The organism is Maribacter sp. UBA3344, from assembly GCF_002362375.1.
GTDB lineage: Bacteria > Bacteroidota > Bacteroidia > Flavobacteriales > Flavobacteriaceae > Maribacter > Maribacter dokdonensis.
The window spans coordinates 195,616-211,753 of the sequence record NZ_DERI01000021.1; the positions used below are offsets into that span (position 1 = coordinate 195,616).

General features: G+C 35.1%; 16 protein-coding genes. 10 read left to right on the plus strand and 6 right to left on the minus strand.

Annotation, left to right across the window (positions count from 1 at the left end):
* The first annotated feature begins 171 nt into the window (after positions 1 to 171).
* On the plus strand, positions 172 to 744 hold the full coding sequence (locus tag B2Z27_RS14035; RefSeq protein WP_286814113.1) for a RidA family protein: 573 nt from the start codon (positions 172 to 174) through the stop codon (positions 742 to 744).
* Here B2Z27_RS14035 and B2Z27_RS14040 read toward each other — a convergent pair whose 3' ends face one another.
* From B2Z27_RS14040 to B2Z27_RS14050, 3 genes are all read right to left on the minus strand, one after another.
* Positions 745 to 1,365 (minus strand): CatB-related O-acetyltransferase, encoded by a 621-nt coding sequence (locus tag B2Z27_RS14040; protein WP_286814114.1) that lies wholly within the window; start codon positions 1,363 to 1,365, stop codon positions 745 to 747.
* Positions 1,366 to 1,394: 29 nt separating this feature from the next.
* Positions 1,395 to 2,477, minus strand: coding sequence for an adenylate/guanylate cyclase domain-containing protein (locus B2Z27_RS14045; RefSeq protein WP_286814115.1), 1,083 nt, complete (start codon positions 2,475 to 2,477; stop codon positions 1,395 to 1,397).
* A gap of 549 nt (positions 2,478 to 3,026) precedes the next feature.
* Positions 3,027 to 3,761 (minus strand): hypothetical protein, encoded by a 735-nt coding sequence (locus B2Z27_RS14050; protein WP_286814116.1) that lies wholly within the window; start codon positions 3,759 to 3,761, stop codon positions 3,027 to 3,029.
* Between the two features lie 469 nt (positions 3,762 to 4,230).
* Here B2Z27_RS14050 and B2Z27_RS14055 point away from each other — a divergent pair, with 469 nt between their 5' ends.
* The 7 genes from B2Z27_RS14055 (at position 4,231) to B2Z27_RS14085 (ending at position 12,759) form a co-directional block, all read left to right on the plus strand.
* Complete coding sequence (locus tag B2Z27_RS14055; protein ID WP_286814117.1) at positions 4,231 to 5,643, plus strand: arginine decarboxylase; 1,413 nt, start codon at positions 4,231 to 4,233, stop codon at positions 5,641 to 5,643.
* A gap of 93 nt (positions 5,644 to 5,736) precedes the next feature.
* On the plus strand, positions 5,737 to 6,675 hold the full coding sequence (gene speB, locus B2Z27_RS14060) for an agmatinase (RefSeq protein ID WP_286814118.1): 939 nt from the start codon (positions 5,737 to 5,739) through the stop codon (positions 6,673 to 6,675).
* A complete protein-coding gene (locus B2Z27_RS14065; RefSeq protein WP_071342557.1) occupies positions 6,662 to 7,639 on the plus strand; it encodes a deoxyhypusine synthase family protein in 978 nt (325 codons plus the stop codon). Before speB ends, B2Z27_RS14065 begins: the two co-directional genes overlap by 14 nt.
* A 2-nt stretch (positions 7,640 to 7,641) precedes the next feature.
* Positions 7,642 to 7,965: a hypothetical protein gene (locus B2Z27_RS14070; protein WP_058104185.1), complete on the plus strand. Its 324-nt coding sequence runs from the start codon at positions 7,642 to 7,644 to the stop codon at positions 7,963 to 7,965.
* Positions 7,966 to 8,159: 194 nt separating this feature from the next.
* Positions 8,160 to 9,686 (plus strand): bifunctional GNAT family N-acetyltransferase/carbon-nitrogen hydrolase family protein, encoded by a 1,527-nt coding sequence (locus tag B2Z27_RS14075; protein WP_058104184.1) that lies wholly within the window; start codon positions 8,160 to 8,162, stop codon positions 9,684 to 9,686.
* A 40-nt stretch (positions 9,687 to 9,726) separates the two neighbouring features.
* Positions 9,727 to 11,097: a 30S ribosomal protein S6--L-glutamate ligase gene (rimK, locus tag B2Z27_RS14080; RefSeq protein WP_286814119.1), complete on the plus strand. Its 1,371-nt coding sequence runs from the start codon at positions 9,727 to 9,729 to the stop codon at positions 11,095 to 11,097.
* Between the two features lie 111 nt (positions 11,098 to 11,208).
* Positions 11,209 to 12,759 carry a hypothetical protein gene (locus B2Z27_RS14085; protein WP_286814120.1) on the plus strand — a complete coding sequence of 517 codons (1,551 nt, stop codon included), beginning with the start codon at positions 11,209 to 11,211 and terminating at the stop codon, positions 12,757 to 12,759.
* Positions 12,760 to 12,777: 18 nt separating this feature from the next.
* Here the strand turns inward: B2Z27_RS14085 and B2Z27_RS14090 are convergent, their stop codons facing one another.
* The gene (locus B2Z27_RS14090) at positions 12,778 to 13,725 is read right to left on the minus strand and encodes an NAD-dependent epimerase/dehydratase family protein (protein ID WP_058104182.1); all 948 of its coding nucleotides are present in this window, start codon (positions 13,723 to 13,725) and stop codon (positions 12,778 to 12,780) included.
* 63 nt (positions 13,726 to 13,788) lie between these two features.
* Between B2Z27_RS14090 and B2Z27_RS14095 the strand changes: the two genes are divergently transcribed.
* Together B2Z27_RS14095 and B2Z27_RS14100 are read left to right on the plus strand one after the other, a co-directional pair.
* Entirely contained in the window at positions 13,789 to 14,289 is a 501-nt protein-coding gene (locus tag B2Z27_RS14095; protein ID WP_058104181.1) for a hypothetical protein, read from the plus strand.
* Positions 14,276 to 14,767 carry a nuclear transport factor 2 family protein gene (locus B2Z27_RS14100; RefSeq protein WP_210708528.1) on the plus strand — a complete coding sequence of 164 codons (492 nt, stop codon included), beginning with the start codon at positions 14,276 to 14,278 and terminating at the stop codon, positions 14,765 to 14,767. Before B2Z27_RS14095 ends, B2Z27_RS14100 begins: the two co-directional genes overlap by 14 nt.
* A gap of 49 nt (positions 14,768 to 14,816) precedes the next feature.
* On the opposite strand, the gene B2Z27_RS14105 is transcribed toward B2Z27_RS14100, so the two are convergent.
* Together B2Z27_RS14105 and B2Z27_RS14110 are read right to left on the minus strand one after the other, a co-directional pair.
* Positions 14,817 to 15,521: a hypothetical protein gene (locus B2Z27_RS14105; RefSeq protein ID WP_058104179.1), complete on the minus strand. Its 705-nt coding sequence runs from the start codon at positions 15,519 to 15,521 to the stop codon at positions 14,817 to 14,819.
* A 131-nt stretch (positions 15,522 to 15,652) separates the two neighbouring features.
* Entirely contained in the window at positions 15,653 to 16,027 is a 375-nt protein-coding gene (locus B2Z27_RS14110; RefSeq protein WP_058104178.1) for a hypothetical protein, read from the minus strand.
* Between the last annotated feature and the right edge of the window lie 111 nt (positions 16,028 to 16,138).

Here is a 16,138-nt window from a genome sequence, read left to right on the forward strand (position 1 = left end):
TTTTTTAGTAAAATGATACCTTAACTACGACAGAATACACAAAAAATAGTATTTGTTTAATATTTAGTGTTTTTTATGCAATACAATGGCAAGTGAATTTTAAGGTATTATGTTGATAATGAAGTATTAGGTAACTTGTAACCATAATAATTTCAAATAAACTGACCCGTAATGAAACATTTTATATATATCGTTCTAACTTTTTTGTTGATCAGTTGTGCAGATAATACCAAAGAAACTCAACAACGGGAAGAATTAATTCAAGAAACGGCAAATTCTAATTATAACCCAGAAGCCAAGTTAGATAGTTTAGGTATAGAACTTAGAGATCAGGGTGTTCCCATTGCAAACTACCAACACGTTGTAAGAGCTGGAAATTTATTGTTTTTAGCCGGTAAAGGACCAAAACAAGCTAATGGTGAGTACATGATAGGTAAATTGGGCGATAGTTTAACCGTAGAGCAGGGCTACCAAGCGGCAAGAGAAGCGGGTATTAATCAACTTTCCGTTTTAAAAGCCGAACTGGGCAACCTGAACAAAGTAAAACGAATTGTTAGTGCACACGGTATGGTGAATGCTTCTCCAGATTTTACAGATCATTCTAAAGTGATCAATGGTTTTTCAGATTTAATGGTCGAAGTTTTTGGTGAAAATGGCAAACATGCGCGTGCCGCGGTTGGTATGGTATCTTTACCTGTTGGTATGGCTGTAGAGATAGAAATGGTTGTTGAGGTTTACGAGTAATTAATTTAGCTCTTCTAAATTTTCACCTGTAAGATGATGCACATTTGCGGTAATCTGCTCTATAGGCCAGTTCCACCATTTCAATTCTAAAAGTTTAGCAATTTCTTTGTCCGAGAATCGCTTTCTAATAAGCTGGGCGGGATTTCCGCCAACAATGGAGTATGGCAGTACATCTTTTGTTACGGTTGCATTACTTGCAATTATGGCCCCATCACCAATAGTTACTCCGGGCATAATGGTGGCGTTGTAGCCGATCCACACATCATTGCCTATTACGGTATTACCTTTGGTAGGGTAGTTTTTTCCATCCATGGCATGTTGCCAATCTTTTCCGAAAATAGCAAATGGGTAAGCTGAAATGGAGTTGCTTAAATGATTGGCTCCGTTCATAATAAAGGTGACATTTGAAGCAATCATGCAGAACTTTCCAATGATTAGTTTATCGCCCACAAAATCAAAAAGATATTTTACATTTTTCTCAAAATTGGCTACGTCTTCAAAATCATCATAATAGGTATAATCACCTACAACAATATTCGGGTTTTTAATAATGTTTTTTAGAAAACACAATCTCTTATAGTTTTCTAATGGAAATAGGGTGTTTTTATCAGGGATATTCATAAAATGTTTCTTTAATTGAGATAGGTAATTTAGACTAAAGTAAAAAGTTCCATTTTTTCCTCCTTACCCTTTAATTCGGCTATACCTTGTGACATAATTTTCAAGCTTTCCTCTGGTTTTAGTTCTTTAATGAGCTTTTCAGAGATTAAAATGTCAACGTTATAAGTGTTACAGAGCCCTTGAATTCTTGCGGTTGTATTTAAAACATCACCGGTAAATATAATTTCTTTTTTTAGCGTACCTATTTCGCCGGTTGTTACTTCGCCAACGTGAAAGCCAGATTTAAAAGTGGGCGCTAAACCAAAATTGTTTTTGTACCATTCCGCTTTATTATGGAGGTCTTGTTTCATGGCTAAAAAGCAATTGATCCAGTTGTTGTTTTTTATTCCTTCCTCATACTTCCAGGAGATGATGATTTCATCGCCTACGTATTGATAAACCGAACCTGAATGATTGATTATGGCATTGGTAAAATCTGCATAGTACGCTTTAAGTATTTTAAAATATTCAATATGCCCCAAATGTTCTGCAATGGTGGTAGACGACTTCATATCGCAAAAAAGAAATATGCGCTTTTCTTGAATGGGCTTGTGGTATTTTCCGGTAAAAAAGTTCTTGAGTACGGCATCACCCACATTCTGGCTAATTTCCGAATAGAAGAGTCCGGCAAATAGGCTTACTGCAATGGAAACCATGGTACTTAAAAAGTCTAGGCTTATTAAAAAATTAGATAACTTTTGTAATACCAATTGATGAAATACTGGTAAGCCCAATTCTATAGAAGCGGCAATTGGATATACAATTATAATGGTAATCAGCAGTAGAAAGGAATACAGACCTAGTTTGTAAAGTATTTTCTTGTAAAAGCTTTTATTGTTGAACAAATTACCTAACCAAAGTACTTCTATAGTTCCCATCAACAAACCAATTAGCGTAACCGAGGTCATAGCAAATACAAATACCTTAGGGGTTAGTGTAATTGCTGCATTTGGGTTTATGTTTTTATTGCCGGTAGCTGCTTCTTGAATAAATAAAACAAAAAGACCAATTACACACCATATTACACCAAATGGTAAAATACGTTGTAATCTTCTCTTTGATTTAGGAGACAAACCCATACCCGTTATTATTCTCTTGGTTATAACTAAAATAGCAAAGAATAATAGAAAAGACCGGGATTATAATGGAAATATGAATAGGCGAAAGTGTTTAGGGTTTTATGAAATGAACATATCAATTTCATAACAGTATGTTTACGTACAAATGACCTTGTAGAAAACAATGATCCCTAATTTTGCAGCGCCCTAATAAAGGGATACGTTCTTAGTTTGAGTTAGTTTGAAAAAGCCGATTGTTGAAATCGGCTTTTTTATGCCATAAATATTGGTCATAACCATTAAACCTTTCGGGTTCAATTTTTGTTTTCGGTAAAAAAGAATACCCATAAAAAGGCAATTACCAAACAAATAGCAAAAAATCCGAAAAGGTTAATGTAGTTAGACATGAGTAGGAATTTTCTGCTAAATTATAAAAACTAAGAAAGGGTAATGGTCATCTAATGTTATTTTCGATAAACGGTAGTGTTTTTTTAAGTTTTAAGTATTGAACGTGCTAATTATCAATAAATTAATGTGCTTTGTTTGGATTAAAATCCTGGTTGGTTATCTTTTGCTCCATATTTCATACATAGGTTCACCTTTACTGTTCTTACCCGTGTGGTGCCAATCTTTTCCTTTTATGTTATAATTAAAATTCAATTGTGCCCCAACTCTGGTATCATCTTTTGAGAAGAATTCAATATGTTCTGTGTATATACCATCTAATGAGGTGTAGCTACCACCACCTGTACCAGAAAACCTAAAAGATTCAGTGTCATACGCTACCCATTGAAATGTATTGTCCATTAATAACTTCAATGTTTTTCTAGAATTTTCTTCGCCACGTCTTTCTTGACCATTATCTGGTCCTCTAGTGGCAAAGAGCCAAGCGCCATCTAAATCTTGGGCAGCTGGGGAAGTGGACTCTAATACTAACTTTTGGCTCCAATGCAGTTGTAAATTTTCACCATCCATTTTAAAAGGTATGGTAAGTTGTTTCAAGGCATCTTTTTCGTAATCGGAGTTAAACTCCAATTGGACTACTAAGGTATTTTGAGATGAGGTGTTCTCTATTTTAAAAAATCCCCCTACAGTCTTAATGAATTTTGCAGGGTCAACTTCATACTGGTTATAGATGAAATAGTCACCGTTTATTTTTACTTGATGCACTGTTTTTGATTCGTTGTTTTGTACGGTGTCAGTGTAAATTCCGGTCGGAATTTGACCGTTTACAACCAAACTTGAAGCCAAAAGCAGTAAAATACTTGCAGAAATCAGTTTTAAATTAATTTTTTCCATTGGTGTTGGGTGTTTGTAAAAATTTGAAAATTAAGTAGTTATCGTAAAGTTGGTAATTATTTTTAGTATGAAATTTGAAAAAAATGTTAATTGTCGTAAAAAAAATGAAAACGCTTGTTTTTTCATTTTTTTTGATTTCATTTGTCATGTCCTAATATACAACTTTGTGTGTTGGAGATTTCAAGCTTTTAGCTGAACATTATGTATCGTTATTCTATGTTCGGGTTTGAGGGAAATTGGAAGTATTTCCCACAAATGGCTTATAAGATAGGTTGCCGATTAGTAAAGCAAACTTCCAATTCATTTTCTACTATCATGCAAAGTCAGCATGATTACTTCTTTATTCCTACTACGCAGAGGCAAATTTTGGTGTGATACACTATTCAACATGGTTACGTTTTCTTAACTTTAAGTCTTTGGGCTAGTTACTATATTTAACAAATATCAAATTTCATTATAATTCAATTTCATGAATACCAAATACATTGATCTAATTGATCAAACTTACTATTTCCCCCAAGAGGAGTTCAATCTAGATGGTGAACACCTACAATTTCACGGCATACCTCTAAATGAGCTGGTAAAGCAATATGGCAGCCCTTTGAAATTTACTTACTTGCCTAAAATTTCAGAGAATATTCTTAGGGCAAAAAACTGGTTTGCAAATGCTATAGAAAAAAATAATTACAAGGGTAAATATCACTATTGTTATTGTACTAAAAGCTCGCATTTTCAGCATATAATGCATGAAGCTTTAAAGAACAATATTCATATGGAAACCTCTTCTGCCTTTGATATCAATATCATTGAAAAACTTAAAGCAGATGGTAAATTAAGCAATGACACTTTTGTTGTCTGTAACGGATTTAAGCGTGAAAAATACATTGATAATATTGCTCGCTTAATAAATAATGGTCATCAAAATTGTATTCCAATTATAGACAATTATGAAGAAATAGATTTACTTTCAGATGCTATCAATGACACCTTTAAAGTGGGTATTCGTATAGCATCTGAAGAAGAGCCTAAATTCGAATTTTATACTTCTCGTTTGGGTATTGGCTATAAGAATATTGTTCCTTTCTATGAGAACCAGATCAAGGATAATGATAAGGTAGAGCTTAAAATGCTTCACTTCTTCATTAATACCGGTATTCGTGACAATGCTTATTACTGGAACGAGCTTGTAAAATGTCTTAAGGTTTATGTTCGTCTAAAGAAAATTTGCCCATCATTGGACAGTTTAAATATTGGTGGCGGCTTCCCTATAAAGAACACCCTGGCTTTTGAGTATGATTACCAATACATGATCAATGAAATTTTAAATCAGATCAATATCACTTGCTCAGAAGCAGATGTGCCCGTTCCTCATATTTTTACCGAATTCGGTAGCTTTACTGTAGGTGAAAGTGGTGGTGCCATTTATGAGATCTTATATCAAAAACAACAGAATGATCGCGAAAAGTGGAATATGATAGATTCTTCTTTCATAACCACATTGCCAGATACTTGGGCTATCAATAAAAGATTTATCATGTTACCGATCAATAGGTGGAATGATGAGTATGAGCGTGTATTGTTGGGCGGACTAACATGTGATAGTGATGATTATTATAACAGTGAGCAGAACATGAACGCTATTTATTTGCCTAAGTATAAAAGGGAAAAACCGTTGTATATAGGTTTTTTCAATACTGGAGCCTATCAAGAGACCATTGGCGGTTATGGTGGTTTACAGCACTGTTTAATTCCACAGCCAAAGCATATATTGATTGATAAGGATGAAAACGGTAACTTCACTTACAAACTCTTTAGGTCCCAGCAAAAAGCAGAAGACCTGCTAAATATTCTGGGGTATGAGGTAGAGTCAGAAAATGAATAAAAATAATCCGGTAACAAAGACCGATAGAAATAGAAATACGTATATAAAATTGAAAATATTACTAAAAAACCACTTAACAATAGCTAATATATCATGAGTACATCTAAGAATTATGCCGGTATTTCCGATGAATTCGCACAACTAGAAAAATCCAAAATTATCTTGATACCTGTTCCTTATGACGGAACAAGTACTTGGGGTAAAGGAGCGGACAAAGGTCCTGAAGCTTTCTTGGAAGCTTCGGAAAACATGGAATTGTATGATATTGAAACCGATTCTGAAGTTTACAAGCAGGGTATTCATTTAACCGAGCCAATTACAGAGAATAGTTCTCCAGAGGCAATGGTAAATGAGGTACATAACATTACCAAAGATTTTATTAAACGTAACAAGTTTGTAACCCTTTTTGGCGGTGAACATTCAATATCTATTGGTTCTATTAGAGCCTTTAACGAGTGTTTTGATAATTTAACGGTATTGCAGATAGATGCTCATGCTGATCTTAGGGAATCTTATGAAGGCACAAAGTATAACCATGCCTGTGCCGTATACGAAGCTAGCCAGACTACCAATTTGGTTCAGGTAGGTATTCGTTCTATGGATGTGATTGAAAAGACCGTAATGGATGAGGAAAAAACTTTTTTTGCCCATGATATGGTTGCTGATGAATATTGGTCAGATAAGGTTATAGAAGCAATGACCGATAATGTCTTTATAACATTGGATCTTGATGCTTTTGATCCGTCCATTATGCCTTCTACCGGTACACCAGAGCCAGGAGGGTTACTTTGGTACGAGACCTTGGAGTTTTTAAAGCAGGTTTTTGAAGATAAGAACGTGGTAGGTTTTGACATTGTTGAACTTTGCCCTAACAAAAATGATAAATCGTCAGACTTTTTGGCGGCTAAATTATATTACAAAATGCTCAGCTATAAATTTGCGGGGCAAGACATAGATCAAGAGTATGACAATACTTTTGATATTGATTATAAAGCAAATACAAATTCAAGATTCGAAGATGACGAAGACTAAAGGTGCAATCACCAATTTCATAGAAAAATATTATTTACACTTTAATGCGGCTGCTTTGGTAGATGCTGCCAAAGGGTATGAAGAACAGCTGGACAACGGTGCCAAAATGTTGGTTTCTTTGGCCGGTGCTATGTCTACTGCTGAATTAGGTAAGATCTTTGCAGAGGTTATACGCCAAGATAAGGTACAGATCATTTCCTGTACCGGTGCCAATTTAGAAGAGGATATTATGAATTTGGTGGCGCATTCTCATTACAAGCGTGTACCTAATTATAGAGATCTGACTCCGCAAGACGAGTGGGACCTGTTGGAAAAAGGCTTGAATAGGGTTACCGATACCTGTATTCCAGAAGAGGAAGCTTTTAGAAGATTGCAAGAGCATATTTTCAAAATATGGAAAGATGCAGATGATAAGGGCGAGCGCTATTTGCCACATGAGTTCATGTATAAAATGTTACTTTCCGGAGTGTTAGAGGAATATTATGAAATAGACCTTAAAGATTCTTGGATGTACGCTGCTGCAGAAAAGAACCTGCCTATTATTTGCCCAGGTTGGGAAGATAGTACCATGGGTAACATTTTTGCATCATATGTAATGAAAGGTGAACTAAAGGCAAGTACCATGAAATCTGGTATTGAATACATGACCTTCTTGGCAGACTGGTATACTGCAAATTCTGAAAACGGTATTGGTTTCTTCCAAATTGGTGGTGGTATCGCCGGAGATTTTCCTATTTGTGTTGTGCCAATGCTGTATCAAGATATGGAACGTACAGATACGCCGTTCTGGAGCTATTTCTGCCAAATTAGCGACAGTACAACAAGCTATGGTTCCTACTCGGGTGCTGTACCAAATGAAAAAATTACCTGGGGGAAATTAGATATCAATACACCCAAATATATAATTGAAAGTGATGCGACAATTGTTGCGCCCTTAATTTTTGCTTACCTATTAGACATGTAATTATGGACAAGAACGCACATTTAAAAAGAGTCATAGTCGACTTTAAAAAATTGACACCAGAAGTGTTGAAACTGTTGGTAGAAAGATACCCGGATGGGTATGATGACCGTAATATTATCTCCTTTAGAAATGCTCAAGGAGAGCGTATAGAAGCTGTTGAGGTGTTGACCGAAGACACTAAGTATTTAGTAAAAATCAGTGCTAAGCTTGAGTATACAATGGAAAATTATGACGAGGATGATTATGAAGATTTTGATGATGATGATCCAACTGCTGTTGTAGAACCAAATCCTGAGGATATGGTTGATGGCGATGATGAAGATTAGTTTTTCTATCGCCCAAGTTGCTCCTGCACTTTAGAGAATAATACATCCGGTCTATTTTCTGTAGACCGGAAAACCAGGTCTTTCTCGCAATGCGAGATGTTACGATTACAATTTCCGATTGCCCTTTGGGACTGTCCCAAAATGGATTACCAATAAAACTATAAACTAAATATCGTTGTGCTTACAACAGGTATATGAAAATTGATGAAATTGAAAATATTGAATTAAAGTTTTTGGACCTTGATGATTATCAAGAACTTAAAACTGCTATGATTTCTGCCTACACCAATATGCCGGGTTCATATTGGAAAGAGAAACATATAAAATCGTTGATCGAAAAGTTTCCTGAGGGTCAGGTTGTTATTAAGATCAATGGTCAACTTGCAGGGGTGGCCCTTTCTATTGTCGTAGATTATGATGCTTTTGATGACAACCATACCTATGAGCAGATTACGGGCAAATACTCTTTTGACACCCATGATAATGAGGGTGATGTGCTCTATGGTATAGAGGTGTTTATAAAGCCAAGCTTTAGAGGTCTTCGTTTAGGGCGTCGTTTATATGATTATAGAAAAGAGCTTTGTGAAAAGTTAAACTTAAAAAGCATCGTTTTTGGTGGTCGAATGCCAAATTACCATGCCTATGCATCAAAACTATCACCCAAAGAATATATTGATAAGGTCCGTAGAAAAGAGATTCAAGATCCTGTACTGAATTTTCAGATCAGTAATGACTTTCATCCTGCCAAGGTAATGAAAGGGTATTTAGATGGCGATAAGGCTTCTCAAGATTTTGCTATTTTGATGGAGTGGGATAATATCTATTACCAAAAACCGTCTAAAAAAGCCGCTACTAAAAAAACCGTAATTAGATTAGGGTTGATTCAATGGCAAATGAGACCGTACAAGGATCTAGATGAATTGTTGGAGCAGGCAGAGTATTTTATCGACGCCGTTTCTGGTTACCGATCAGACTTTGCTTTGTTTCCTGAGTTTTTCAACGCACCTTTAATGGCGGTTAACAATCATATGTCTACGCCAGATGCTATTCGTGAATTGGCAAAGCATACACAGGCAATTGCCCAAAAATTCTCTGAGTTTTCCATATCGTACAACATTAATATCATTACAGGTAGTATGCCAGAAATGATTGATGGTCGCTTGTACAATGTGGGGTATTTATGTAGAAGGGATGGTAGTATGGAGCGTTATGAAAAACTTCACGTAACACCAGATGAAGCCAAGGTTTGGGGAATGCAAGGCGGTAATCAATTAAAGGCTTTTGATACTGATTGTGGTAAAATTGGGGTGTTGGTGTGCTATGATTCTGAGTTTCCTGAACTTAGTAGACTGCTTGCAGATGAAGGTATGGATATTTTATTCGTTCCTTTCTTGACAGATACTCAAAATGGTTATTCTAGAGTGCGTAATTGTGCGCAGGCTAGAGCAATTGAAAATGAATGTTATGTTGCTATTGCAGGTAGTGTAGGTAACTTGCCAAATGTTCAGAATATGGATATTCAGTTTGCCCAGTCTATGGTTTTTACACCGTGCGATTTCTCTTTTCCAACAAACGGAATTAAGGCAGAAGCAACACCGAATACCGAAATGATCTTAATTGCCGATGTTGATATTAGTTTATTACGTGAACTAAATCAGTTTGGTGCAGTACGTAATCTTCGCGATAGAAGAACAGATTTATTTGAGTTAAAAAAGAAATAAGAAAGCTCCTATTTTAGAAAGGAGTCAAAAACAAACAGAATTGGATAATTTAAAAATAATAGGTAGTGAAGAGTGGTGTGTGTTCAATGACCTGGGTATACCGGCAATTAAAGCCAGGGTAGACTCTGGGGCAAAAACATCTTCCATACAAGCTACTAATTTAAAAATAGTATCAAAAGGAGGTCAGGAATGGGTAAAATTTGAGGTTAGTCCGCTTCAAGAAAACCGTAGTATTGCCATTGAGTGCCAAGCAAGGTTGATTGCCCGTCGTATGGTTAAAAGTTCATCGGGTATATCAGAAGAACGTCTGGTGATAAAAACACCGGTTACCTTAGGTGATGCTACATTTGATATTGAATTGACATTGGCCAATAGAGATACTATGGAGTTCCGTATGCTTTTAGGTAGAGAGGCTTTAAATGAGCGCTTTATTGTTAACCCTGCGGTAAACTATCAATTAGGGTCGTTTGAAGATCAAGAGGTCAATAAGTTTTACGCTCCTTATTTTAAAGAAAAATCAGGACTAAAGATTGCTCTTTTGGCCAGCAACCCAAATTTGTACAGTAATAAGAGAATCATGGAAGCCGCAGAGGCAAGGGGTCATGAAATACATTTCTTAAATGTTGAACAGGCTTACATGAAGCTTGATGCCCATTCACCCGAAATTAGATATCGTGGTGGTATTATTCTTAAAGATTATGATGCGGTAATACCAAGAATAAAGCCATCCGTAACATTTTACGGTTGCGCATTGATCCGTCAGTTTAACAATCTAGGTGTATACTGTCAGAATTCGGCAGAGGCTATTACACAATCCAGAGATAAATTGTTCGCATCACAGTTGTTTTCAAACTATGATATCCATATTCCTATCACCGGTTTTGCAAAATCACCTATGGATACCAAAGACTTGATCAAAATGGTCAACGGTGCACCATTGATCATTAAACTTTTGGAAAGTACGCAAGGTAAGGGTGTTGTTCTTGCCGAAACCAATAAGGCCGCTGAAAGTGTAATCAATGCCTTTAAGAGCGTTAACACGAACATATTGGTACAAGAGTTCATTAAAGAAGCAAACGGACAAGATATCCGTTGTTTTGTAGTGAACGGTAGGGTAGTGGCCAGTATGCAGCGCCAAGCCCAAAAGGGGGAGTTCAGGGCCAATATTCACCAAGGTGGTAAGGCATCAATAGTTAAGATTACAGCTGATGAAAAGAAGTTGGCTTTAAAAGCCGCTAAAGTATTGAACCTTGCTGTTGCGGGCGTAGATATCATACGATCTAACAAAGGACCGTTACTATTGGAAGTTAACTCATCACCAGGTTTAGAAGGTATTGAAAATGCTACAGGTAAAGATATCGCCAATGCCATGATCATGGCAATTGAAAAGCGATTGAAGTTTATAAATTAATTTCTGATCATTTAATATGAAGCTTCTTGATTTTACTTTTCAATCAAGAGGCTTCGTTATTTAATAAAACAACAACATGTAAATAATAACGTTAAAGTAAAAAGTCGATTTATGAAATTAAAGAGTTTTAAAATTTTTACTGTTATTCTTTTAATACTTTGTTTTTTTAGTTGTGAAGAAAAGGAAGATACGGCAAAGGCCATTGTAGAAATTGAAGCTACGGCTCCTATTATTTCGGTTTCTGAAATTGCAGAAACTATAGAGGTGCTAACCACTATTGATATTTCAGTTTCTGATAATACGGAAAATGTGAATACTACGATTAGCATAAACGGCAATAATGTTTTTACTACTACTCAGAATCAATTTTCATATGATATTGACCCATTTGAATTTCCAAATGGAGCAACTAACTTAGTGATTTCAGCAATTGATGAAGATGGGAATGAAACCGTGAAATCATTCCAATTTATCTCAAATAGATTACTTTTTCAAGGAGATGAAGGCTATTCAAGTGATACGGTTGATTCTTATTTAGCTATAAACTTAGAATCATCAGGAGAGCTTATTGCATTTAGGAAGTTAATTGGTTATGAGGATTTAGCATTTTACGCTAATAATGAATTTGAAAAACAGAATCTGATAATTACAAATTATTTAGTAAATGTTGATGATGGTAGTGTTTCTGCTAGATCATATTCCGATGTTAAACCGTCTACTATTTTAAAAAATCGTGATGAAGTTCTCAATTTGTTAGGATTAGATCAAAATAGGGTAAATAAAAATTCTGAGTTTAATATTGAAATACAAGAAGCAATTTCCTATTCTTTATTTTATACATTAGGATTTGAATATTCTTTTGGTCAATCCAATAATAATAATTTTAACATAAGATATGATAATGAATCTGCTAATGATGTTTTTCTTTATCATCATACTAATGATAATTTGAATTTACTTGATGATTATCGTTACCTGTACACGGAAAGCTTTGAAGATCAAACCATGAATTTCGGAGATTTAACCAAATTGATTCCTGAGAATGTTGCAACAATAACTTTTTCAGAGGATGTTAAAAATTTCAATTTTACCCTTTTCGGTTTTAGTGATGATTATGCTTATAAGGAATTTAGAATGAGACTGTTGTATAGTTTTTCTGGTAGCACAGAAGAAAATGGTTTTGTTTTAGATTATCCGATTATTAATGAATATCAGTATAATCAGAAATCACTGAGTTATAGTTCATATGGTAAAAGCGTTCATTTAGAACGAAAGGAATTAAATGATTTAGATATTCCAAATTGGAACGTTATTAAAAATGAATCAACCGTAGAAATTACAGGTGATTATGATTTCTCAGAGTTAACTTATATAGTTGATTATTCGAGTACAGATAATAGAACAGCTTTGATCTTTAGGTATCAATCTTTATTTAAAGAGTCTATTATTATACCATTTGATAAACTAGAAATTCCTTTAGAAATAGTCAATAGTTTAAATGGTATAGGAGTGAATTTGGAATCTACAAGTTCAAATTCGAAACTATCAATAACATTAACGCAATTTGAAAATATTATGGACTATCCAAATGGGGTATTTTATCAGCCAATTGCAAATGAAGTTGGAGATGTAACTAAGGTTACATTTCCTTTAAATAATTAAATTCATTTGAAGTACAGGCTAAACCCTGTTCTTCAAATTTTCCAACATTGTTTCAGTAGTTTTTTCAAGGTCAAATTCTGCCTTCCAATTCCAATCTTTTTGGGCACTGCTATCATCAATACTACTTGGCCATGAATTGGCAATTTCCTGCCTAAAATCCGGTTCATAGGCCATTTCAAATTCAGGGATAACAGCTTTTATATTTTTGGCCATTTCTTTGGGCGTAAAGCTCATTGCTGCCAAATTATAGGCAGAACGCTCTTTGATGTTCTCAGATGGGGCTTCCATGATCTGTAATGTGGCACGTATGGCATCGTCCATGAACATCATAGGTAATTTAGTGTCTTCTTCCAAGAAACAGGTGTATGAGCCTTCTGAAAGTGCTTTATGGTATATTTCCACGGCATAATCAGTTGTTCCGCCACCTGGCATGGTTTTCCAGCTAATAAGGCCTGGGTATCTAATGCTTCTTACATCTACGTCAAATTTTTTGAAATAATACTCGCACCATCGTTCACCGCTTTGCTTACTAATACCATAAACCGTACTTGGCTCCATTATGGTATTTTGCGGAGTATCGTCTTTTGGGGTATTCGGACCAAAAACGGCGATACTAGACGGCCAAAAGATCTTATCTATTTTTTTCTCCTTTGCCAAATTCAATACATTGAAAAGGGTATTCATATTCAAATTCCATGCACGCATCGGAAATTTCTCTGCCGTTGCACTAAGCATAGCGGCCATTAAATACACTTCAGAAATTTCGTAATAGGCAATGACCTCTTCAAGAGCGTCATAATTAGTGGCATCTAATATTTCAAATGGTCCAGATTGCATTAAATCTTCATTACCTTCCCTAATATCACTGGCAATTACATACTCACTACCGTATTTTTCCCTAAGGGTTAAGGTTAGTTCTGTTCCAATTTGACCACAGGCCCCAATAATCAAAATATATTTCGGCATTAAATTTTTCGTTAAATGAATTTGAGATAAAGATACCTTTTCTTAAAATTTGTACATTCGCTTATGTCCAAAATTATCTTTTTTTTATCACTCATAGTCCTAGTTGCCTCTTGCAAAGAGGAAGCAAAGGAAACCACGGTTGTACATGAATCTCTTTGGCAGTCTACAAAAGACAGCCTGCCCGTAAAAATTGGTTTGGATACCAAAGCCCATGCTATTTTAAAAGATTGGTTGGAATATAACGCCTTGGATAAAAGTTTTGATAAAATGTATTCTTCTGATTACATAGAAGATTTTGAACTTGTGATCGATGAGATTATAGAAAATCAAAAAAAACTAGAAGAAAGCGAATACCCTGAAAAATTCAATATCCAACAAATTAAGGGTAGGCAGAAACTGTTCAAGACCTTTGTTTTAAAAACCAAGGGCGATCTGGAGTATAGACAAAATCCTACGGAATCTATGATTCAGATGATAAAGGCCTATAATGATCTTAGAAATCAATTTAACGTTGTGGTCAACAATACGTTGCCAGAAGAACTACTTAAGAATGAAGAAAATTAGCTTATTTATATTTCTGTTCTCCTCATTTGTTTTTTCACAGAATAATGAGAAAGCACAAATAACCGAAACTTTGAACAGTTGGCATGCAGCGGCCGGTTCTGCAGACTTTGACGCCTATTTTGATTTAATGACGAATGATGCTGTATTTATAGGTACCGATGCTACCGAAAATTGGCAAAGAGATGCGTTTATGAGTTTTTCTAAACCTTATTTTGATAAAGGAAAAGCTTGGAATTTTACTGCGGTTGAGCGTAATATTTATATAAATAATGAAGCCGATTTCGCATGGTTCGATGAGCTTTTAGATACACAAATGAAAATTTGCCGTGGATCGGGAGTATTGAAAAAGATAGATGGACAATGGAAGGTAGCACATTATGTGCTGTCTATTGCGGTACCTAATGATTTGGTAGATGAGTTGGTAGAGCTGAAAAAAGAAACGGACAATACTCTTTTAGAAAAGCTAAAAACAAATTAATAAAAAAGGCGAATCAAGTGATTCGCCTTTTTTTTAAACTTAAGTGACATTATTTTTTCTCGGTAGGTGCTTCTTTTCGCGAAGTCAATGCTTGCTTGCTTAAGCTGGCCAAATTAAAATTGGGGTCAATGGCCAAAGCTTCGTCCAAAGTAGCTATAGCTTGGTCAATATTAGTTTTGTCCATATTGTACTGTATAAGTGCCTTTACATGAATAAAGGCGGCTTTTAAAGGTACTTCGTATGGTTGCTGACGCTCATAAAATGCATATTTCATATCGTCTTTGGCATTTGCAATACCATATTCAACATGTTTCATTGCGCCTACATTATCTCCTGTTTGTACCTTAAGGTCTGCTAGTTCATAAGCAAGGTAGGCATTTGGCTCTCTGGCATATAATGCTTCAAATTGCTCTAACGCCCTTTTTGGTTGGTTCAAAGCTTTTAAAGAAACCGCTTTTACCTGTATGGCCAAGTTAGAATCTGAATCCAGTTTTTCAATCCCTATAATATTCAATGCCTGTAAATGTTGGTTGTCATTGGCATAAATATAGGCTAGGGTATCATTTCTTTCTTTTGATGGTGATAGCACGTTTAGGTGAGTTAGTGCATTAATTACACCATCTACATCACCTTGTAACCTCATTTGGTCATAAAATGCTTCGTAATGTTTAAGTAATTCTGATTTGGTCTGTGCATATCCATAGCTGCCCGATAGTAAAATGGCCGCTACTAATATTAAAACTGATTTTTTCATTTATCTGATTCTTTTAAAGTGCGCTAAACTATTAAATTATTCTGTATGATCTTGTTAAGGAAAGGTTTAAATGTTCCAAACAAAAAAAGACGCCTATTCTGGCGTCTTTAATTTACAACGAATAGCGTTTCTTAAGCTAACTCTAATTGGTTTTTTGAACCTTTGAAAGAGTTTAAAAGTTGGGTGTAAAAACCAATACTTTTATTGTCCTTTTCTACACATGAAATCAAGAAATTACATAGATTGTTGAATAATAGATTCGTGTAGAATGTAGGTAAATATGTATTTACCGTTTTAGGGTCATAAAGACTAACATCTTCTATAACCTCCATTTGAATTCTATGACGGTGATAGTCTATGGTTACATTGGTAGCACTGTAATGCTTTTTTAAAAGTGCCACATGCAAATCTTCATATTTTTTAGAACCTGTTGGGTTCTTACAACTTAGGGAGATGAGCTTCTCTAATTCAACTAAAACCCTCTCCCGTAATTTATCTTTCTTCATAACATTATGGTTTTATATTGTTAAACAAAGGTATGTATTACGTCGATAAGTAGTTGAAAGTCAATATTATATTAACGCTGATTTTCAGGTTTTGTTGTGAAAGGATATTCT

Coding starts and splice junctions, on each gene's coding strand:
- B2Z27_RS14100 (WP_210708528.1), top strand. CDS start 14,276: ATGAAGAAAATTAGCTTATTTATATTTCTGTTCTCCTCATTTGTTTTT.
- B2Z27_RS14070 (WP_058104185.1), top strand. CDS start 7,642: ATGGACAAGAACGCACATTTAAAAAGAGTCATAGTCGACTTTAAAAAA.
- B2Z27_RS14110 (WP_058104178.1), bottom strand. CDS start 16,027: ATGAAGAAAGATAAATTACGGGAGAGGGTTTTAGTTGAATTAGAGAAG.
- B2Z27_RS14040 (WP_286814114.1), bottom strand. CDS start 1,365: ATGAATATCCCTGATAAAAACACCCTATTTCCATTAGAAAACTATAAG.
- B2Z27_RS14055 (WP_286814117.1), top strand. CDS start 4,231: ATGAATACCAAATACATTGATCTAATTGATCAAACTTACTATTTCCCC.
- B2Z27_RS14085 (WP_286814120.1), top strand. CDS start 11,209: ATGAAATTAAAGAGTTTTAAAATTTTTACTGTTATTCTTTTAATACTT.
- B2Z27_RS14095 (WP_058104181.1), top strand. CDS start 13,789: ATGTCCAAAATTATCTTTTTTTTATCACTCATAGTCCTAGTTGCCTCT.
- speB (WP_286814118.1), top strand. CDS start 5,737: ATGAGTACATCTAAGAATTATGCCGGTATTTCCGATGAATTCGCACAA.
- B2Z27_RS14105 (WP_058104179.1), bottom strand. CDS start 15,521: ATGAAAAAATCAGTTTTAATATTAGTAGCGGCCATTTTACTATCGGGC.
- B2Z27_RS14075 (WP_058104184.1), top strand. CDS start 8,160: ATGAAAATTGATGAAATTGAAAATATTGAATTAAAGTTTTTGGACCTT.
- B2Z27_RS14065 (WP_071342557.1), top strand. CDS start 6,662: ATGACGAAGACTAAAGGTGCAATCACCAATTTCATAGAAAAATATTAT.
- B2Z27_RS14090 (WP_058104182.1), bottom strand. CDS start 13,725: ATGCCGAAATATATTTTGATTATTGGGGCCTGTGGTCAAATTGGAACA.
- B2Z27_RS14035 (WP_286814113.1), top strand. CDS start 172: ATGAAACATTTTATATATATCGTTCTAACTTTTTTGTTGATCAGTTGT.
- B2Z27_RS14050 (WP_286814116.1), bottom strand. CDS start 3,761: ATGGAAAAAATTAATTTAAAACTGATTTCTGCAAGTATTTTACTGCTT.